A 19320-nucleotide genomic window follows, 5' to 3' on the forward strand; every position below is an offset into this window, starting at 1 on the left:
CGGACGCACCGGGGCCCGGGAGGAACGCGTCCTCCCGGGCCCCTTCCGCTTCCGCGCACTGCTCAGCCGGCGGCGGCCAGCTGGCCGCAGGCGCCGTCGATCTCCTGGCCGCGGGTGTCGCGGACGGTGGTCGGCACGCCGTGGGCCTGCAGGCGGCGGACGAACTCGCGCTCGTCCTCGGGCCGGGAGGCCGTCCACTTCGAACCCGGGGTCGGGTTGAGCGGGATCAGGTTCACGTGCACCCGGCGGTTCTTGATCAGGCGGCCGAGCAGGTCCGCGCGCCACGCCTGGTCGTTGATGTCCTTGATCAGCGCGTACTCGATGGACACCCGGCGGCCGGACTTCTCCGCGTAGTTCCACGCGGCGTCCAGCACCTCGTCGACCTTCCAGCGGGTGTTGACCGGCACCAGCTCGTCGCGCAGCTCGTCGTCCGGGGCGTGCAGCGACAGCGCGAGGCGGCAGCTCAGGCCCTCGTCCGCGAAGCGGTGCATCGCCGGGACGAGGCCGACGGTGGAGACGGTGATGCCGCGCTGCGAGAGGCCGAAGCCGTCCGGGGACGGGTCGGTCAGGCGGCGGATCGCCGACAGCACCCGGTTGTAGTTGGCCAGCGGCTCGCCCATGCCCATGAACACCACGTTCGACAGCCGGGCCTCGCCGCCGGGGACGGCCCCGGACCTGAGGTCGCGCATCCCGGCCGCGATCTGCTCGACGATCTCCCCGGTGGAGAGGTTCCGGGTCAGCCCCGCCTGGCCGGTCGCGCAGAACGGGCAGTTCATGCCGCAGCCCGCCTGCGAGCTGATGCACATCGTGACGCGGTCCGGGTAGCGCATCAGCACCGACTCGACCAGCGTGCCGTCGAACAGCTTCCACAGCGTCTTGCGGGTGGCGTCGTCGTCGCAGGAGACGTGCCGCACCACGGACATCAGCTCGGGCAGCAGCGCCTCGGTCAGCTTCGTCCGGCTCGCCGCCGGGATGTCCGTCCAGGTCTCCGGGTCCGCGGACATCCGGCCGAAGTAGTGGTTCGACAACTGCTTCGCGCGGAACGGCTGTTCGCCCAGCTCGGCGACGGCCTCCTTGCGCTCGGCAGGGCTGAGGTCGGCGAGGTGTCGCGGGGGCTTGGCGCCTCGCGGCGCGACAAAGGTCAGTTCTCCGGGCTTAGGCATGGTTGTTCCAGTGTCGCAGATGCCGGACGGCCCCCGGACGCGGTGGCGTCGCGGGGGCCGTCCGGGCGGGCGGCGGGGCTCAGCTGCCGACGAAGACGGCGAGCAGCAGCCAGACCACGGGGGCGGTGGGCAGCAGGGAGTCCAGCCGGTCCATGATGCCGCCGTGGCCGGGGAGCAGGGTGCCCATGTCCTTGATGCCGAGGTCGCGCTTGATCATCGACTCGGCGAGGTCGCCGAGGGTCGCGGTGACGGCCGCGCAGCCGCCCAGGACCAGGCCCTGCCACCAGGTGCCGTCGTCGATCAGGTACTGCATCAGCAGGGCGCCCGCGATCATCGACAGGCCGATGCCGCCCGCCAGGCCCTCGCGGGTCTTGCCGGGGCTGATGGTCGGCGCGAGCTTGTTGCGGCCGAACTTGTAGCCGACGGCGTACGCGCCGGTGTCGGAGCAGATGGTGACGACCAGGAACAGCAGGATCCGCCAGGCGCCGTCCTCGGCGGCCAGCATCAGGGCGACGAAGGTGGCCAGGAACGGGACGTAGAAGGCGGTGAAGACGCCCGCCGTTATGTCGCGCAGGTAGTTCTCGGGCGGGGCGGACATCCGGGCGACCATCATCGCCAGGCCGGTCACGGCGAGGATCGCCGCGGCCCACTGACCGCCCTCGAAGTAGCCGGTGACGACCATGCCGACGCCGCCGACCAGCAGCGGGACCTGCGGGACGCGGACGTCCTTGCGCTCGGCGAGCCGGCTGGTCAGCTCCCAGACGCCGACGGCCACGGCGGCCGCCACGACCGCCACGAAGACCGCCTTGACCACGAACAGCGAGGCGGCGACCACCGCCCCGAGTCCGACGCCCACGCCTATCGCGGCGGGCAGGTTGCGGCCGCCGCGCGGCTTGCGGGGCTGCTGGTCGGTCTGGGCCACGGGGGTCTCCTGGGCGGGGGGCATGATCTGAGTCTGTGCCGCGCCGCCCCCTCGCCATGCCGGGGGCCGCCGCGCGTGACCCGTTTGGTGTCGGCCGGGTCGGGCCGCCGGTGCCCTCCCGTGCGGAGCGGGTTCGGGCCCGGGTGGAACCGCGCCCCGGGCCGGGCGGTCGGGCCGCCGGTCCGGGGCGTTGCGCGCAGGGGTCCGGATCAGACCTCCAGCAGCTCGGCTTCCTTGTGCTTGAGCAGCTCGTCGATCTGCGCCACGAACTTGGCGGTCAGGTCGTCGAGCTCCTTCTCGCCGCGGCGGCCGTCGTCCTCGCCGATCTCCTTGTCCTTGACCAGCTTGTCGATCGCGTCCTTGGCCTTGCGGCGGATGGAACGGACCGAGACCTTGGCGTCCTCGCCCTTGCCGCGGGCCTGCTTGATGTACTCGCGGCGGCGCTCCTCGGTGAGCTGCGGGAGCACCACCCGGATGACGGAGCCGTCGTTCGACGGGTTGACGCCCAGGTCCGAGTCGCGGATCGCGGTCTCGATGGCCTTCAGCGCGGTCTTGTCGAACGGGGTGACCATGGCCATCCGCGGCTCCGGCACGGAGAACGAGGCCAGCTGGTTGATCGGCGTCAGGGCGCCGTAGTACTCCGCGACGATCTTGGCGAACATCGCCGGGTGCGCACGCCCGGTGCGGATGGCCGCGAGGTCGTCCTTGGCGACGCCGACGGCCTTCTCCATCTTCTCCTCGGCCTCGAGGAGGGTCTCATCGATCACTGTCTGCTCCCTGTCCGGTTCATCTGCTGTTGTCCCGTCCCGGTGCCCCGGACGGCTGGTGCTGCTCGGAGTCCCGACGCCTAGGCCCGGGCGGAGTCCTCGCTGATGAGTGTGCCGATCTTCTCACCCTTGACCGCGCGGGCGATATTGCCCTCGGCGAGCAGCTCGAAGACCAGGATCGGCAGTCCGTTGTCCTTGCACAGGGTGATCGCGGTCAGGTCGGCGACCTTGAGGTCGCGGGAGATCACCTCGGTGTAGTCCAGCGCGTCGAACCGGACCGCGGCCGGGTTGGTGCGCGGGTCGGAGTCGTAGACGCCGTCGACGCCGTTCTTGCCCATCAGCAGGACGTCGGCGTGGATCTCCAGGGCGCGCTGCACGGCGGTGGTGTCGGTGGAGAAGTACGGCATGCCCATGCCCGCGCCGAAGATCACCACGCGGCCCTTCTCCAGGTGCCGGATGGCGCGCAGCGGCAGGTACGGCTCGGCGACCTGGCCCATGGTGATGGCGGTCTGCACGCGGGTCTCCATGCCCTCCTTGATCAGGAAGTCCTGGAGTGCCAGGCAGTTCATCACCGTGCCGAGCATGCCCATGTAGTCGGAGCGGGCCCGGTCCATGCCGCGCTGCTGCAGTTCCGCGCCGCGGAAGAAGTTGCCGCCGCCGATCACGACGGCGACCTCCGTCCCGGCCCGGACCACCGTGGCGATCTCGCGGGCGATGGCGTGCACCACGTCCGGGTCGACGCCGAGGCCGCCTCCGCCGGCGAATGCCTCGCCGGACAGCTTGAGCAGTACCCGGCGGCGTGCACCGCCCGGCGCGGTCTCCTGCGTCTCCTGCATGGACTTTCTCCTTCTCCGCCTGCTGGTCAGCAGATCTGCAAAGTGCTGGTCACGGCGCCGGGCGTGCGGACCCGGTGCCGTGTACACGAGAGGAGGCCACTGCCGCGGGAACCGGTACGGTCTCCTGCACGGCAATGGCCTCCTCGTCGTTCATGGTGCCGACGCCGCCCCCTGGGGGTACTGGAGGGCTCGGTCGGCGCGCTCCTCCGTCCTCGCGGACGGGGGCGGTCCTCCTACCTTATGTCCGGCACGGGGCCGGGCGGGCTGGACGGACCGCGGGGAACGGGTCTCAGGCGCCGACGCGGAAGCGGACGAAGCGCTTGAGGGTGACGCCGGCCTCGTCGAGGACCTTGGCGACGGACTTCTTGTTGTCCTTGGCGAACGCCTGCTCCAGGACGGCGTTCTCCTTGACGAAGCCGGTGACCCGACCCTCGACAATCTTCGGCAGGGCGGCCTCGGGCTTGCCCTCCTCGCGAGCGGTGGCCTCGGCGACGCGGCGCTCGTTCTCCAGCTCCTCGGCCGGGATCTCCTCGCGGGAGAGGTACTTCGGCGCGAAGGCGGCGATGTGCTGCGCGACGTCCTTGGCGGTCTCGGCGTTCTCCTGGTCGAGCTCGACGAGGACACCGATGGTCGGCGGCAGGTCCGGGTCCGACTTGTGCAGGTAGACGGCGACGAAGCCGTCGTTGTCGAACTGCGCGAAGCGGCGGAAGACGATCTTCTCGCCGAGGGTCGCGTTGGCCTCGTCCACGAACTGCTGGACGGTCTGGCCCGGGTTGATCTCGGAGGCCAGGGCGGCGTCCAGGTCGGCCGGGGAGGTGGCGGCCACGTGGGCGGCGATCGCGTTGGCGACCTCGACGAACTTGCCGCCCTTGGCGACGAAGTCGGTCTCGCAGTTCAGCTCGACCAGGACGCCGGACTTCTTGTCCTCGCTGATCAGCGCGGCGACGGCGCCGTTGGAGGCGTCACGGCCCTCGCGCTTGGCAACGCCCTTCTGGCCCTTGATGCGCAGGAGCTCGACGGCCTTCTGGACGTCGCCCTCGGCCTCGTCCAGGGCCTTCTTGCAGTCCATCATGCCGGCGCCGGTGAGCTCACGGAGCTTCTTGACGTCCGCGGCGGTGAAGTTCGCCATGGTTGTGATCTCTTCTCACGTCTCGCGTGTCTGCGTGGGAAAGTGCCGGGGTCCGGGGTGCGGACCCCCGGCACGGGAGAGAGGGGCACCCACCGGCTCAGCCCGGCCGGTGCCCCTCACCCTGTGGTACGTCAGGCCTGCTCGGCCTCGGCGGCCGGAGCCTCGGCAGCGGCCTCGGCCGGAGCGGCCTCAGCCGGAGCGGCCTCGGCGGCGGGGGCCTCGGCGGCCTTCTCGCCCTCGAGGATCTCCTTCTCCCAGGCGGCCAGCGGCTGGTCGGCGCCCGGCTCGGCCTTGGCGTCGCCCTTGGCGACACCGGCGCGGGACTTCAGGCCCTCGGCGACGGCGTCGGCGATCACGCGGGTCAGCAGGGTGACGGAGCGGATGGCGTCGTCGTTGCCCGGGATCTTGTAGTCGACCTCGTCCGGGTCGCAGTTGGTGTCGAGGATGGCGACGACCGGGATGTTGAGCTTCCGGGCCTCGCCGACCGCGATGTGCTCCTTCTTGGTGTCCACGATCCAGACGGCGCTGGGCACGCGCTGCATGTCGCGGATACCGCCGAGGGTCTTCTCCAGCTTGTCGTACTCACGCTGGAGGACCAGGAGCTCCTTCTTGGTGAGGCCGGAGCCGGCCACGTCCGTGAAGTCGATCTCGCTGAGCTCCTTGAGGCGCTGCAGACGCTTGTAGACGGTCGAGAAGTTGGTCAGCATGCCGCCCAGCCAGCGCTGGTTGACGTACGGCATGCCCACGCGGGTCGCCTGCTCGGCGATGGCCTCCTGGGCCTGCTTCTTGGTGCCGACGAAGAGGACGCTGCCGCCGTGGGCAACGGTCTCCTTGACGAACTCGAAGGCGCGGTCGATGTAGTTCAGCGACTGCAGGAGGTCGATGATGTAGATGCCGTTGCGCTCCGTGAAGATGAAGCGCTTCATCTTCGGGTTCCAACGACGGGTCTGGTGACCGAAGTGGACGCCGCTCTCCAGCAGCTCCCGCATCGTGACGACGGCCATGTGCCGTGCTCCTCGTGTGTTGCCCGGCGCGCCGTTCGGCGGCTTGCAGCCTGCGGGGTGCCGGGGTACTCGGTTTGTCCGTGCCGGTCGGGCGACCGTCACGCCTGACGCCCCGACGTGCCAAGCCGCTCGGCCTGCGCGAGGCTTGCGGCCTCGGCAGGCTCGGCGGACCGAGCGGCACTCGCACCGTGACGACCGCTCCCCCGAGGGGGCGGACCGCCGGTGGCGGGGCGTGCGAAGTCGACCCGGCAGACCGGGTCGCGTGTGAAGTGTACGGGAAGCCCCGAGCGGCGGGCGACTCCCCGCGTTCCCGCGGCCCTGTTCAGCGCCGCTCCGAACGGCCCGCCGCCCGCCCTTCACCCCTGCGGGGGACGGCGGTTGTCCACAGCCCCGGTCTGTCCACAGGTCCCGGAACCGACGCGCACGCCGGGCACCGCGCGCCCCACCCTGGCGGGAACGGTCGGACGCGGACCGGAGCGGTCGGGAGTCGACGCGGGAGGAGCGGCGGTGCGGGAGGAGCGGACGGGGTGGTGCGGGGTGGGACGGGGGCTGGGGCTGGGGCAGCGGCGGGGACGGAGGCTGGGACGGGGGTGGGTGCGGATGCGGACGGGCGCGGCGCTGTTGCTGGTGCAGGGGTTGGCCCTGGTGGCGCTCGGCGGGTTCGCGCCGGCGGCGGGTGCGGTGCGCTCCCCCGCCGTGCGGCCCCCTGCGGTCGGGTCCGGGCCGGGGCGGGTGTGGCCGGTGGGCGATCGGTCGGGGCTGCTGCGGCGGTTCGACCCGCCCCCGACGCGCTGGGCCGCGGGGCACCGCGGGGTGGACCTGGCGGCCGCGCCGGGCACGGTGGTGCGGGCGGCGGCGCCGGGCGTGGTGACCTTCGCCGGGGAGGTCGCCGGGCGTCCGGTGGTCGTGGTGACCCACACCGGGTCGGGTGTGCCTCCGCTGCGGACCACGTACCTGCCGGTGACCGCCTCCGCAGCGGTCGGCGCGGGTGTCGCGGCGGGCGACCCGATCGGGGTGGTGGCCACCGGCTCCGGCCACTGCCCGGTCGACTGCCTGCACTGGGGGCTGCTCCGCGGCGACCACTACCTCGACCCGCTCGGCCTGCTCGGCTCCGGGCGGGCCCGGCTGCTCCCGCTCACCCCGCCGTGAGCCGCAGTCAGCTCCCGGCCGCCCCGGCTGCTCCGTCCGCCCCCGCGGTCCCTGCCGTCCCGGCCGCCGGGTGCGCTCCTCCCCGGTCCGCCGGGCGCAGTCCGTCGAGGGCGAAGCGCACCGCGGTGTCGGCGATCTCCCGGACGGCCCCGGCGGCGTCCTCGCCGCGGATCCGTTCGGCCTGGCGGACCGCCGCCTCCACCACGCCCTGGAGCAGGGCGGCCGCGACGCCGGGCCGGTCGTGGCCGAGGTCCTCCAGGGTGCGGACCACCATGGCGGTCAGCCCGGCGTGGGCCGCCCTGATCCTGGCCCGCGCGGCGTCGTCGAGCTCGTACTCGGCGACGGCGACCACGGCGCGGTGCACCGGGTCGGTGGCCAGCGACACCTGGCCGCGGACGTACGCCTCGATCCGCTCGGCCGCACTGTCGCGGGCCGCCATGCCCGCTTCGACCTCGGCGGCCCAGAGCGGGAGGTCGACCGTGCAGAGCGCTTCCACCAGTTCGGACTTCGAGCGGAAGTACTCGTACACCGAGGACCTGGCGAGGCCGGTGCGCGCCGCGAGCGCGCCGAAGCCCAGCGCCTCCCGGCCGCCCTCCGCCAGCAGGACGCGTGCGGCGTCCAGCAGCGCCGCCTGCTGCAACTGTCGATGCTCGGCCACCGTGGCCGCCCGGATTTTCGGCACGTCCCAACTCTACGGACGCCGACGGCCGGTGGGCACGACACCGCGCTCCCACCGGCCACCACGCGCCGGGCGCGCCGCCCGGCGCTCAGCGGACGTCGGACATCTTCGCCCGCAGCTGCAGCACCGACTTGGTGTGGATCTGGCTGACCCGGCTCTCGGTCACCCCGAGCACCTGGCCGATCTCCGCCAGGGTCAGGCCCTCGTAGTAGTAGAGCGTCACGACGGTCTTCTCCCGTTCGGGCAGCGTGTTGACCGCCGAGGCGAGCAGCCGCCGCAGCTCGCGGTCCTCGGCGATCTCGACCGGGTTGTCCGCACCGCTGTCCGGCAGCGTCTCCATCAGGGTGAGCCGGTCGCCGCCCTCGCCCGCCGAGTGCAGCAGCTCGTCCAGCGCCACCACGTTGGCCAGCGACAACTGGCTGAAAATGGTGTGCAGTTCGTCGAGCGAGATGCCCATCTCGCTCGCGACCTCGGGATCGTGCGGCGTCCGCCGCAGCCGGGCCTCCAGCGTGGCGTAGGCCCGCTCGACCGCCTTGGCCTTCTGCCGGACCGACCTGGGAATCCAGTCCAGCGCCCGCAGTTCGTCGATGATCGCCCCGCGGATCCGGCTGATCGCATAGGTCTCGAACTTGATCGCCCGGTCGATGTCGAACTTCTCGATGGCGTCGATCAGCCCGAAGACCCCGGAGGACACGAAGTCCGCCTGCTCCACGTTGGCGGGCAGCCCGACCCCGACCCGGCCCGCCACGTACTTCACCAGTGGCGAGTAGTGCAGGATCAGCTGGTCCCGTAGCCCGTGGTCACCGGTCTCCTTGTACGAGCGCCACAACGCCTGCAGCGCCGACTGGTCGGCGCCCTTCGCCCGCTCCCCCGCCTTCCCCTCGCCCGCCGCACCGTCGCGTGCACCCGGTGCGGAGGCCGGCGCCGGCACCGTGGCCCCGGCGCGCCCGCCCGCGCCTGCGCCCGCCCCACTGCCCGACGACCCGCTACGCCCGGCGGTCTTCGCGGACGGCGCGGCGCTGCCGGAAGCTCCGGGCGCCGCGGAAGCCCCGGGCGCTCCAGGAGACGCAGGCCCGGTCGGAGTCGCGGCCCCGACCGGGAGGACGGCTGCGGCCGGGGGCGGCACCGCCGGCGGCGCACCCGGCGCCGGTGACGGCTGTCCGCTCCCGCCACCGTGGCCGGTCGCACCGCCCGACCCGGGTGCGGGGGCCGGCAACTGGACCGGTGGGGGCCCGTCCTGCCGCAGGCCCGGGCTCGCGCCCGCGCCCCGGCCCCCGTTCGGGGCCGGTGCCGGAGGTTCCGGCGAGCGCGCGGGCGGCGGCCCGCCCGCCTGCCTGCGGACCTGGGTGCTCCGGACGGACGGTTCCTTCGCCTTCGAACGGGCCCCCCGCTTGGACTGGCCGCGCACCGGACGCCCGGCCGCGGGCACCCCCGGAGACGGGTGCTCGGTGCCGACCGGCCCCGGCCGCGGCCCGTCGGCACCCCTCGGAGCGCCGCTATCGCGACCGCCCTCGCCCCGGTCGCTGCCGTCCCGGCCCTCGGCTCCGGCCGGACCGCCCGACCGGGCCCCCTCCCCCGTCCCCGCGCCCGCGCCCGCGCCCGTACGGGCGGTCTCGTCGCCGTACGGCCGCGGCTTCGCCACCGCGCCGGGCGGTGTCGCCTGCGGACGGGGCGGCACCTGGCCCGCCCGGTCGGCCGGTGGACGGGCCGGGGTCGGCCGGGCCGCGGGCCCCGACGGGGCGGGCGGGTGCGGGAGGGGGGAGGGAGGGGCGGGACGGGGCTGGGGCTGCGGGGGCGCGGCCGGGGGGCTGCCCGGTCGCGTCATTCCCACGACTCCCCCGGATCTGGCCCGCAGTTCCGCGGCGTTGTGGGTCTCGGCCCCCGTCCCGTCCGGGGACCGACCGTCACCGGTCACCCTGTGTCCGGGAATGTGAGTGGGCATGCGTTGGTCTGCGCCGTTCTGCCGAGTCATGTGCTGATAGGGACGCCATGGGCGAGCGTAGCGTGACCGGGTCGCTGCACAGTGCTACCGCCACTCGGGCGTCGCCCGATCCGGTGGCAGCAAAGGGCGGCGTCGGCGCGTCGCGGACGGGCCGCCCGGTGCGCCCGGGCCCCTTCCTGCCCGGGCCGCCCGCAGACCAGCACCGACCGGCGCTCACCCGCGCACCCCGTCGGGCGCCCGGGCCCGGCCGCCCCGCGCGGCGCCCGGCCCGGCCCGTCGCCCCGTCATCGTCCCCCAACTCGCCCCGCACCACCTCTTGTTGACCGGTTGCCCCGCTCGATGTCCATCAGCCCGTCCGACTCTGCCCGGATGTGATCACTTGCGACGCACCAGCCTCCAATGTGCTCCGTGCCGTTCGACGAAGCCGAGCGAGCTCAGTTCGTGGAGGTGCTGGACGGTGGCGGCCTCGGAGAGCGCCGCGTAGTGGGCGAGCCGCTGGACCGGCGCTCCGTCCGCACTGGCGGGCACCGCCTCCAGGACGCGGGCCACCGGTGGTTCCAGTGCGTCCCTCGGCAGGATCGGGCCGACCCGTTCCGGCGCCAGGTCGGCCCCGATGGCGCCGATCAGCTCGCCCACCTCCGCGCCGCTGGTGACCATGGTGGCCGTCCCGGCCCTGATCAACGTGTGCACGCCCGCCGAGAGTTCGGACGTGATCGGGCCGGGGACGCCCATGGTGTGCCGGTTGAGGTCCCGGGCCCGGCGTGCGGTGCTGAGCGCGCCGCTGCGCGGTGCGGCCTCGACCACGACCGTGCCGCGGGTGAGCGCTGCTATCACCCGGTTCCGCAGCACGAACCTGAACCTGGTCGGGTTCATCCCGAGCGCCAGTTCGCTCACCAGCAGCCCGTCGCGCCCGATCCGCTGGATCAGTCCCTCGTTCCCGCGCGGGTAGCAGATGTCGACACCGCTGGCGAGCACGGCGATCGTCATCCCGTTGACCGCCAACGCCCCCAGGTGCGCGGCGGTGTCCACCCCGTACGCCGCCCCGGACACGACCACCCAGCCCCGCTCGGCCAGTTCGGACCCGAGCTGGCCGGCGACATGCCGCCCGTAAGCGGTGCAGGCCCGTGATCCGACGACGGCCACCGACCTCAGGGCGAGCAGCCGCAGCGACGGCAGCCGCTGGGACGGGAGGCCGCGGGTCCACAGCCCGACCGGGCGGCTGTCGCCGAGGTCGTCGAGTTGGGAGGGCCACTCGCTGTCGCCCGGAATGATGAACTTCCCACCGAGCTTGGTGATGCGCTCCAGGTCGGTGACCGGGTTGAACTTCCGCAACCTCTCCTGGTAGGCCGCGATCCGGTCGGCACCGAGCCCGAGCCGGTCCGCTGGCGCCCCCTCGTAGAACCCCTGCAGCAGTTGGACCGCACCGAGTCGGCGGATCGCCCTGCCGATCGCGGCGTCGCCCGGTTCGATCAGCCTGGTGAGCGCCGCCCGGGAGATCCGTTCGGGCTCCGGCGGATCCGGCGGGGGCGTCGGCGCGGCCCACGCCGTGGGGCGGATGACCCGGGGCTCGCTCCGTGCCGTCCCGGTACGGGCGGGTCGGTCCGCGGTCGCGGCCGCGGCCACCCGGTGCGGTTGCCCGGGTCGGCCGTCGGGTGGCGGACCCGGCGGGTCGGCCAGGTCCGGTCCGCCGCCCGCTCGCGGCACGCCCCGGACCGGCCCGGTCGGCCCGTGGCGCGAGCGGTGCACGGACGGCGGCCCGGCACCGCGGACCGGGTGTCGGAGGCGCTCGCCGCCGTCGCACCCCACCCGGGCGCCGACCGGATCGACGGCCGGGGCGTCCGGCGGGGCGGCGGGCTGGTCGGTGTGTGCGCGGGACGCGGGGTGCGCGGTCATCGGTGCTCCTTCTGCTCGGGTCTGTTCGCGGTCCCCGTCCGCTCCTGCGGGGCGGACGGCGGTGGGGTGGACGGTGGCGGCTGGAGGGACCGGTCGGACCGGAGCGGTTCGGCCGGGCTCCGGCGCGGCGGTGGGTGCGGGGCGGTCAGGGCTCGTCCCCCGCATCCGTGTCGGTGGTGGCGTCGGCGTACGGGTAGCACTGGTCGCTCCTGCGGTCCGTCGGGCGGACGGCGCGCTGGACACCGGTGCGGAGGGTCAGCGCGCTCTGGACGTCGGACCGGTTGGGACGGTCCCGACCGGCGAGGTCGGCCACCGTCCAGGCGACCCGCAGGACGCGGTCGAGTCCGCGTGCGGTGAGCAGGCCGCGGTCGAGGTCACGCTCGGCATCGGCCAGCGACCCGGGTGCGAGTCGCCAGCGCGTGCGCAGTTCGTGCCCGGGCACTTCGGCGTTGGTCCGCCACGGGGTGTCGACGAGGCGAGCGGCGGCCCGCGCCCGGGCTTCCCGCACGCGTGCGGCGACCGTCGCCGTGCTCTCGGCCCTTCCGCCTTGCTGCATCAACTCGGCCTTGGTGACTCCGGCGACCTGGACTTGGAGGTCCACCCGGTCCAACAGCGGGCCTGACAACCTCGCCTGATAGCGGTTGACCATGACGGGTGTGCATTCGCATCCCTCTCCTCTCAGTGAGTAGCGGCCGCAGGGGCAGGGGTTGGCGGCCAGGCAGAGCAGGAAGCGGGCGGGCAGCCGCATCGAGCCCGCGGCTCTGGCGATCATCACCTCCCCCGATTCGAGGGGTTGGCGCAGCGCGTCGAGGACCCGGACCGGGAACTCGGGTGCCTCGTCGAGGAACAGCACGCCGCGGTGGGCGAGGGAGACGGCTCCGGGCCTGGGCAGTCCCGTTCCGCCGCCGACGATGGCGGGCATGGTCGTCGAGTGGTGCGGAGCGCAGTAGGGCGGGGTGTCGATCAGGGGGCGGTCGGGTGGGAGCAGGCCGGCCACGGAGTGGATCGCGGTCACTTCGAGGGCTTCGGCGGGGGTGAGTGGTGGGAGCAGGGCCGGAAGCCGTTCGGCCAGCATCGTCTTGCCGGCTCCGGGCGGGCCCTTCAGGTAGAGGTGGTGACCGCCCGCGGCGGCGATCTCCAGGGCCTGGCGGGCTTCGTACTGCCCGGCCACGTCGGCGAGGTCGGGCCGGACGGCCTGCTCCGAGGTGAGGTCGCGGACGCCGAGGCCGGGCAGCAGCAGCCCCGCGAACGAGGAGTCGGGGCGGCCGGTGGGTGCGTCCGGTGGTTCGTCGGGGACGGGGGCGTTGGTGAGGACCGCGATGAGCTGGCGCAGGCTGCGCACTCCGAGGACGGAGACTCCGGGCACCAGTCTCGCTTCGGCGGCGGTCTGCTCGGCGACCACGATCTGCCGGTAGCCCGCGTCGGCCGCCGCCAGGACCGCGGGCAGGACGCCGCGCACCGGGCGCACGCGACCGTCCAGCCCCAGCTCTCCGATGATCAGCAGGCCGTCGATCGACGCGGGGTCGAGCCGTTCGGCGGCTGCCAGGACGGCGCAGGCCACCGCCAGGTCGTACCCGCTGCCGCTCTTGGGCACGGAGGCCGGGGTGAGGCCCACGGTGAGTTTCCGCAGCGGCCACTTCTCGCCGCTGTTGGAGACGGCGGCCCGCACCCGGTCGCGGGCTTCCAGGAGGGCCTTGTCGGCGAGGCCGACCAGGCTGAAGGCCGCGAGCCCGGGTTCGAGGTCGGCCTGGACCTCGACCACGACGCCGTCCACCCCGACCAGGGCGACCGAGCAGGTGCGGGCGAAGGCCATCTCACACCGCCCCGCGCAGGTGCTCGACCGCGGCGGCGCCCCGGCGGGGGTTGACCACGGCGACCAGGTCGATCCGGACCCCGCCGGGCGGCGGCGGAGCCGGACCGCCGCTCTCCGCGTCGGGCTGCAGGTCGGCTCCCCCGCCTCCCCCGGCCCGTTCGGCGGCGAGCACCAGGCGGGAGAAGTGCACCGGCCAGCGTTCGGCGAGCCAGCGCTCGGCGAGGTGGCGCAACCGGTCGGCCTTGGCCTGGTCGATCGCCTCGGCGGGCTGTTGGAAGCCCCGCTCGGAACGGGTCTTCACCTCGCAGATCGCGAGGGTGTCCCCGTCGAGCGCGACGATGTCGAGTTCGCCCTCGACGCAGCGCCAGTTGCGTTCCAGGATGCACAGCCCGTCCTCGGCGAGCCGACGGGCGGCGACCTCCTCGCCGTAGCGTCCGAGGCCGTTGTTGGGGGACGTCTTGTTGGGGTTCTGCACGGCAATCACCTCCGGCCGGAAGGTTGCCGTCACGTGCCGGAGGTGGGCCAGCGGGTTCGTCGGACCTGTGGACAACCCGGGCCTGTGGATAACTCCGTTCACCCGTTCGAGCTACAGATGCCCGCAGATCGAAAAATGCGCTGGACAGTGCCCGAGCGACCGGGTCAGTCTCGGTGGCCCGGGCACGGCCGCAGCGCGGTCAGTTCCCGAAGGCGGAGTCGTCCGAGGGCAGCTCGAGGTCGCTCTTGGCGAGCTCCTCGATGTTCACGTCCTTGAAAGTCAGCACGCGGACCTTCCGAACGAACCGGGCCGGTCGGTACATGTCCCAGACCCACGCATCCGCCATCGACACCTCGAAGAACACCTCACCCTGCACCGAGTGCACCTGGAGGTCGTAGTCATTCGTCAGGTAGAAACGCCGCTCGGTCTCGATCACGTACTTGAACAGGCCGACGACATCCCGGTACTCCCGGTAGAGCTTGAGCTCCATCTCGGTCTCGTACTTCTCGAGGTCTTCGGCACTCATTCCAAGCGTCCCCTCACTCGTCACGTCCACCCCATTGTGGACCACCGGGCCCGTGCTCAGAGCCTTACTGGCGGTTCTGGCGGCCCATCCGTCAGAACCCGCGCCACCAGTTCGGCCAGTCCGCGCGGGTGGACGGTCTCGCTGGTGGCCCTCAACTCCCCCAGCGTCCACCAGCGGGCGGTCAGCAGCAGCGCGTGCTCGTCCGCTCCGCCGTCCGCCAGTGACACCGAAGTCCGCGTGGTACGGGCCAGCCGGAACCACTGCTCCTGTCGGTACTCCCTGCCCCGGAAGGAGAACTCCACCGTGCCGTACGCGACCGGCGGTCCCCAGTCCACGTCCGTCAGCCCGGTCTCCTCGGCCAGCTCGCGCCGGGCCGCCTCCAACGGGCTCTCGCCCGGCTCGATGCCGCCGCCCGGCGTGATCCACCAGGTGGTGCCGGGCTCGGCCGGGTCCGTGCCGCGCAACAGCAGGACCCGGTCCTCCGGGTCCAGCAGCAGCACCCGAACGGCCCTGCGCTGCTCGGCCACCACCTGGTTCGGCTCCGTCCTGAGGCGCTGCGCGCGTCTCCTCACCGGCACCGGGGCCGGTCCGTCCTCCACCGCGGGGTCAGGCCCTCCGTCGCCGCAGTCGGCGGACCAGCGAGGCCGCTCCGCCCACCGCGGAGGCGGCCACGATCAGCACCGCACCGCCGGCCGACGTCCACGCGGCGGGCAGCAGCGGACCGGCCCGGTGGGCGCCGGGCGCGCCCAGGTCGTCGAAGGACGAGGTGCGCTGCTCCAGCCCGGCCCGGGAGAACGGCTGGATCACCGCCTCGACCCTCGCCCTCACCCCGGAGACCGGCACCGAGCCGAACGCCACGTCGAGGTGGCTCCGCGAGTCCAGGGAGTTCCCCCGGAAGTCGCCGAGCAGGAACAGCCGCCCCTCGGGCACGGTGACCGAGAACTCGGTCGTGCCCACCCGGAGCGGAGCGAGGTAAGGCTCGGACACCTGGTGCCCGTTGACGGTGATCCGCCCCTCGCGGTCGCCCGAGACGGTGTCCCCGCCGACCGCGACCACGCGCTTCACCAGGGTCGCGTTGCCCCAGTCCTGGTCCTGGAAGACCACGATGTCGCCGCGGCCGACCGACCCGCCGGTGCGGGCCAGAACGGTGTCGCCGACCGCCAGGGTCGGGCTCATCGAGCCGGTGGGGATCTTGTAGGGCCGGTACTGGACGGCGAGCAGCGCGAAGCCGCCGACCAGCATCACGAAGCCGAGCGCGATCACCACGCCCTGCACGATCGACGCGACGCTCCGGCGACGGGCCGGTCCGGCCTCGGCACGCGGTGCCCGCTCCGCGACGCTGCTCATCGGCTCCGCCCTCTCCTGGCCGCCGGGGGCTCCGGTCGAGTCCCCGCGGCCGGTCCGCGGCCGGCCGTCCCGGTCCGGACAGCGCTGCGGGCCGCGGCACGTGCAAGCAGATTACTCGCCGGTACCACGGCCCGCGCAAGAGGTGTTCCCGATCGGTCGTTGCCCGCTCAGCGGCGGCGCCGACGCACCCACCAGACGGCGGGCACGGCGAGCGCCGTCCCGGCCATCGTCGGGGCCAGCGGCCCGGCGGCAGCGAGCCCCTTCTGGTCGAAGGTGTCCGGAACGGGCAGCGTCGCCCAGTCGCCGACCGGCCAGGCCACCACGAAGGCGCGGCCGACCACGTTGTCGACCGGGACGGTACCGCCCCCGGGCTGGTCCATGTGGTACCGCGAGTCCAACGAGTTGCCGCGGTGGTCACCCATCACCCAGATGGCGCCCTTGGGCACGTGCACCGGCCCGAACGGCTTCTCCCCGCACGGGGTGTTGCCGGGGAAGATGTACGGCTCGTCGAGCGCCACCCCGTTCACCTTGACCGGACCGGAGCCCTGGCACTCGACGGTGTCACCGCCGACCGCGATGACGCGCTTGATCAGGTCCTTCTCGTCGCTGGACGGCATCAGCCCGATGAAGCTGAACACGTCCTGCACGCCGCGCACGAAGGAGTTGTCGCTGCGCTGGGTCGGCTCGTCGTTCAGCCAGCCGCCCGGGTCCTTGAAGACCACCACCTCGCCGCGCTCCGGCTCCGAGCCGAACCACGGGGTGAGCTTGTCGACCAGGACGCGGTCGCCGACCTGGAGCGTGTTCTCCATCGACCCCGAGGGGATCGAGAACGCCTGGACGAAGAAGGTCTTGATCACCAGGGCCAGGATCAGCGCGATGCCGATCAGGATCGGCAGTTCCTTCCAGAAGGAACGCTGCCGGGGAGCCCTCCTGGACGGATTCTCGGCCTCCCCGTCGGTCTCCGAGCCGGCCTCGGCGTTCCGGAGCTCCTCGCCGTCACCGGCGGACAGCCCTTCCTGGTTGCCGACGGGCTCCCCGTCGGGCTCCGGAGCACCTGATCGGGCACCGATCACCAGATCCCCCACGACATCTCCTCCCTGCTGTGCGGACGCCTGTGCGCCCGCGCTCACCAGTGCCGCACAGCGGGCACCACACTCTGCGATCAGTCGAGGGCCCGCCTCTGGCTTGCCCTACCTGGGCAGGCCCGACACCAGGCCGGAACCGAGCACTTCACACTTCTCTATCACTCCCGGTCGACGTGCCCGTGCTCCCACGCGCCGACCGGAACGTCAGTCGGCCACCGGCTCGCCCCTCCGGTCCGTCCTGCGGCACCGGGTGAGGAGCGGAAGGACGCCCAACACACCCATAACGAGCGGGGGTTCCGCAGGAACCGGTTCAACCGCGGCGGATCCTGCCGCCCGCACCGGCAGGGAGGAGAGTGAATCGGGGACGCCCAGTTGACCGAAGTGGGAGAGCGGCCAGGCGACCACGAAGGCGCGCCCCACCACGTTCCCCACCGGAATCGTCCCGGAGCCCGGATTGCCCATGTGGTAACGGGAGTCGGCGGACAGGTCGCGGTGGTCGCCCATCACCCAGAGCCGTCCCTGCGGGACCGTCACCTTGAAGGTGATCCGCGAGGGCGAGTTCCCGGCCGCGATGTACGGCTCGTCCAGCGGGGTGCCGTTCACGCTCACCCGGCCGTGCTCGTCGCAGCACTCCACGGTGTCGCCGCCGACGCCGATCACCCGCTTGATCAAGTCCCGTTCGTCGTCGGAGGGAAGGAGCCCCACCGCGGAGAACACCGACTTCACGTTCCGCACCACGGGCCCGTCCGTGGACGGCTTGTGGTCGTTCTCCAGCCAGCCGCCCGGGTCCTTGAAGACCACCACCTCACCGCGTTCCGGTTCGGCGCCGAACCACGGGGTGAGCTTGTCCACGACGACCCGGTCGCCGATCTGCAGGGTCTGTTCCATCGAACCGGAGGGGATCACGAACACCTGGAGCAGGAAGGTCTTCATCACCAGCGCGATGACCAGGGCCACCAGCACGATCACCGGCAGCTCGCGCAGGAAGGAGCGCTGCTTGCGGCGCGCGGCACGCTTGGCCGCACGGCGGCGCTCGGCGCGGCCCCGCGCGGGGCGGCCGCCGAGGCCGTCCGCGCCCCCGGCGCCGTCCCCGTCCGCGGCGCCGTCCCCGGAGGAGAGGTACACGGACTCTGGCTCGGGTTCGGGCCCGGGCTCAAGGTCGGGCGCGGAGCCGGTGCGGGGGGTGGTGCGGCCCGGGCCGGTGGCGGCGGCCCTGGGTCTACCTCTGCTCCCCATGGCCACCGGTCCCCTCAATCGCGGCGAACGCCGCCGGTCGGTCGAGGGAGGTGGCGCGGCCGAGGGGGAACAGCACCCAGTCGGCGCGGCCGATCACCTTGTCCTCGGGCACGGCACCGCCGCCGGGCTCGCCGAGGTGGTCACGGGAGTCGCGGGAGGCGCTGCGGTGGTCGCCCATCACCCACAACTTGCCGTCGGGAACCACGATGTCGAACGGCACCGCCGACGGCGCGTCGCCGGGGAACAGGTACGCGCTCTCGTCCAGCGGCACGCCGTTGACCTTGAGCCGCCCGTCGGTGCCGCAGCAGGTGATCCGGTCCCCGCCGACGCCGATCACCCGCTTCACGTAGACCGTGTCACCCGCGGGAGCCAGGCCCGCCTCGGTCAACAGCCGCTTCACACCGGACGGTTCGTCCTGGTACGGCAGGAAGGAGCCGATGCCGTCGAAGACCACCACGTCGCCCCGCCGGGGGTGCCCGCCGAAGGCGTACGCGAGCTGGTTGACCAGCACCCGGTCGCCCGGTTCCAGCGTCCCCTCCATCGAGCCGGACGGCACCGCGAACGGCCGCACCGCGAAGGCGTTCACCAGCAGCAGCACGACCACGCACACCGCGCCGATCCACAGCAGGTCCCGCGACCACCGCCGCCCGCCGTCGCCGCCGTCACTGCCGTCCTCGTCCCCCTCACCGGTTCCGGGGTCGGCGTGAGCGTCCGCGTCAGCACCGGAGGTGGGACCGGTCCCGGGGCCGGGCCCGGAGTCGGGCCCCGCGCCGGAACCCGCGTCGGAGCCGGGGCGCGAACCAGCGTGCGGCTCGGCGTCGGGAGCCGTTCCGGGGGCGGAAACGACGGCGGACCGCGTCGGCGAGTCCGTACCGGTGGGTGCGGGACTGCCGTCGCGGTCCGTCGGTGGCTCGTGCGTGCTCATCGGAGGTGAGCTTATCCCCCCGGTCTACACCGGTTGGAGGGCCGACCCCGTCGAGCCTGCGCGATCACGCGTCGCGCTTCTCCTTGATCTTCGCGGCCTTGCCGCGGAGGTCGCGCAGGTAGTACAGCTTGGCGCGGCGGACCGCACCGCGGGTCACGACCTCGATCTTCTCGACGACCGGGGTGTGCACCGGGAAGGTGCGCTCGACACCGACGTTGAAGCTGACCTTGCGAACGGTGAAGGTCTCACCGATGCCGGCGCCGTGACGACGGATGACGACGCCCTGGAAGACCTGGACGCGCGAGCGGTTGCCTTCGATGACTCGGACGTGCACCTTGAGGGTGTCGCCGGGGCGGAAGGCGGGGATGTCGGTGCGCAGCGAGGCCGCGTCGACAGCAGCGAGCTTGTTGCTCATCGTTGCTCTCCATC

Annotated in this window: 19 protein-coding genes; 1 reads left to right on the top strand and 18 read right to left on the bottom strand. The window is 73.1% G+C overall.

Features of this window, described 5'->3' with window-relative positions:
* Nucleotides 1-62: 62 nt before the first annotated feature.
* The 6 genes from rlmN to rpsB form a co-directional block, all read right to left on the bottom strand.
* Entirely contained in the window at nucleotides 63-1163 is a 1101-nt protein-coding gene (gene rlmN, locus QSK52_RS32185; protein WP_285739772.1) for a 23S rRNA (adenine(2503)-C(2))-methyltransferase RlmN, read from the bottom strand.
* A gap of 79 nt (nucleotides 1164-1242) precedes the next feature.
* Nucleotides 1243-2298: a phosphatidate cytidylyltransferase gene (locus tag QSK52_RS32190; protein WP_285739831.1), complete on the bottom strand. Its 1056-nt coding sequence runs from the start codon at nucleotides 2296-2298 to the stop codon at nucleotides 1243-1245.
* Nucleotides 2295-2852 (bottom strand): ribosome recycling factor, encoded by a 558-nt coding sequence (frr, locus tag QSK52_RS32195; RefSeq protein ID WP_014138333.1) that lies wholly within the window; start codon nucleotides 2850-2852, stop codon nucleotides 2295-2297. The genes QSK52_RS32190 and frr overlap by 4 nt, the downstream gene beginning before the upstream one ends.
* 80 nt (nucleotides 2853-2932) lie before the next feature.
* Nucleotides 2933-3688 carry a UMP kinase gene (pyrH, locus tag QSK52_RS32200; protein ID WP_285739773.1) on the bottom strand — a complete coding sequence of 252 codons (756 nt, stop codon included), beginning with the start codon at nucleotides 3686-3688 and terminating at the stop codon, nucleotides 2933-2935.
* A gap of 289 nt (nucleotides 3689-3977) precedes the next feature.
* Complete coding sequence (gene tsf / locus QSK52_RS32205) at nucleotides 3978-4817, bottom strand: translation elongation factor Ts (protein WP_285739774.1); 840 nt, start codon at nucleotides 4815-4817, stop codon at nucleotides 3978-3980.
* A 131-nt stretch (nucleotides 4818-4948) separates the two neighbouring features.
* Nucleotides 4949-5821 carry a 30S ribosomal protein S2 gene (rpsB, locus tag QSK52_RS32210; protein ID WP_285739775.1) on the bottom strand — a complete coding sequence of 291 codons (873 nt, stop codon included), beginning with the start codon at nucleotides 5819-5821 and terminating at the stop codon, nucleotides 4949-4951.
* Between the two features lie 600 nt (nucleotides 5822-6421).
* On the opposite strand from rpsB, the gene QSK52_RS32215 reads away from it, so the two are divergent.
* Complete coding sequence (locus QSK52_RS32215; RefSeq protein ID WP_285739776.1) at nucleotides 6422-6970, top strand: M23 family metallopeptidase; 549 nt, start codon at nucleotides 6422-6424, stop codon at nucleotides 6968-6970.
* Nucleotides 6971-6977: 7 nt separating this feature from the next.
* On the opposite strand, the gene QSK52_RS32220 is transcribed toward QSK52_RS32215, so the two are convergent.
* From QSK52_RS32220 to rplS, 12 genes are all read right to left on the bottom strand, one after another.
* A complete protein-coding gene (locus QSK52_RS32220) occupies nucleotides 6978-7628 on the bottom strand; it encodes a TetR/AcrR family transcriptional regulator (protein WP_285739777.1) in 651 nt (216 codons plus the stop codon).
* Nucleotides 7629-7737: 109 nt separating this feature from the next.
* Nucleotides 7738-8580, bottom strand: coding sequence for an RNA polymerase sigma factor WhiG (gene whiG, locus QSK52_RS39560; RefSeq protein ID WP_352230339.1), 843 nt, complete (start codon nucleotides 8578-8580; stop codon nucleotides 7738-7740).
* 1386 nt (nucleotides 8581-9966) lie between these two features.
* Nucleotides 9967-11484: a DNA-processing protein DprA gene (gene dprA, locus QSK52_RS32230; protein WP_285739779.1), complete on the bottom strand. Its 1518-nt coding sequence runs from the start codon at nucleotides 11482-11484 to the stop codon at nucleotides 9967-9969.
* 145 nt (nucleotides 11485-11629) lie between these two features.
* Nucleotides 11630-13297: a YifB family Mg chelatase-like AAA ATPase gene (locus tag QSK52_RS32235; protein ID WP_285739780.1), complete on the bottom strand. Its 1668-nt coding sequence runs from the start codon at nucleotides 13295-13297 to the stop codon at nucleotides 11630-11632.
* A 1-nt stretch (nucleotide 13298) separates the two neighbouring features.
* On the bottom strand, nucleotides 13299-13781 hold the full coding sequence (locus QSK52_RS32240) for a YraN family protein (protein ID WP_285739832.1): 483 nt from the start codon (nucleotides 13779-13781) through the stop codon (nucleotides 13299-13301).
* Nucleotides 13782-13971: 190 nt separating this feature from the next.
* The gene (locus QSK52_RS32245) at nucleotides 13972-14298 is read right to left on the bottom strand and encodes a DUF2469 domain-containing protein (protein WP_030458804.1); all 327 of its coding nucleotides are present in this window, start codon (nucleotides 14296-14298) and stop codon (nucleotides 13972-13974) included.
* 56 nt (nucleotides 14299-14354) lie between these two features.
* A complete protein-coding gene (locus tag QSK52_RS32250) occupies nucleotides 14355-14828 on the bottom strand; it encodes an NUDIX hydrolase (RefSeq protein WP_285739781.1) in 474 nt (157 codons plus the stop codon).
* 76 nt (nucleotides 14829-14904) lie between these two features.
* Entirely contained in the window at nucleotides 14905-15645 is a 741-nt protein-coding gene (gene lepB, locus QSK52_RS32255) for a signal peptidase I (RefSeq protein WP_285739782.1), read from the bottom strand.
* A gap of 167 nt (nucleotides 15646-15812) precedes the next feature.
* A complete protein-coding gene (gene lepB, locus QSK52_RS32260; RefSeq protein WP_285739783.1) occupies nucleotides 15813-16730 on the bottom strand; it encodes a signal peptidase I in 918 nt (305 codons plus the stop codon).
* A 204-nt stretch (nucleotides 16731-16934) separates the two neighbouring features.
* Nucleotides 16935-17855: a signal peptidase I gene (gene lepB / locus QSK52_RS32265; protein WP_285739784.1), complete on the bottom strand. Its 921-nt coding sequence runs from the start codon at nucleotides 17853-17855 to the stop codon at nucleotides 16935-16937.
* A 94-nt stretch (nucleotides 17856-17949) separates the two neighbouring features.
* Nucleotides 17950-18576 (bottom strand): signal peptidase I, encoded by a 627-nt coding sequence (lepB, locus tag QSK52_RS32270; RefSeq protein WP_435053415.1) that lies wholly within the window; start codon nucleotides 18574-18576, stop codon nucleotides 17950-17952.
* Between the two features lie 379 nt (nucleotides 18577-18955).
* Complete coding sequence (rplS, locus tag QSK52_RS32275) at nucleotides 18956-19306, bottom strand: 50S ribosomal protein L19 (protein ID WP_030458810.1); 351 nt, start codon at nucleotides 19304-19306, stop codon at nucleotides 18956-18958.
* Nucleotides 19307-19320: the final 14 nt, after the last annotated feature.

Origin of the sequence: Kitasatospora phosalacinea (assembly GCF_030268885.1) — a bacterium.
Taxonomy (GTDB): domain Bacteria; phylum Actinomycetota; class Actinomycetes; order Streptomycetales; family Streptomycetaceae; genus Kitasatospora; species Kitasatospora phosalacinea_C.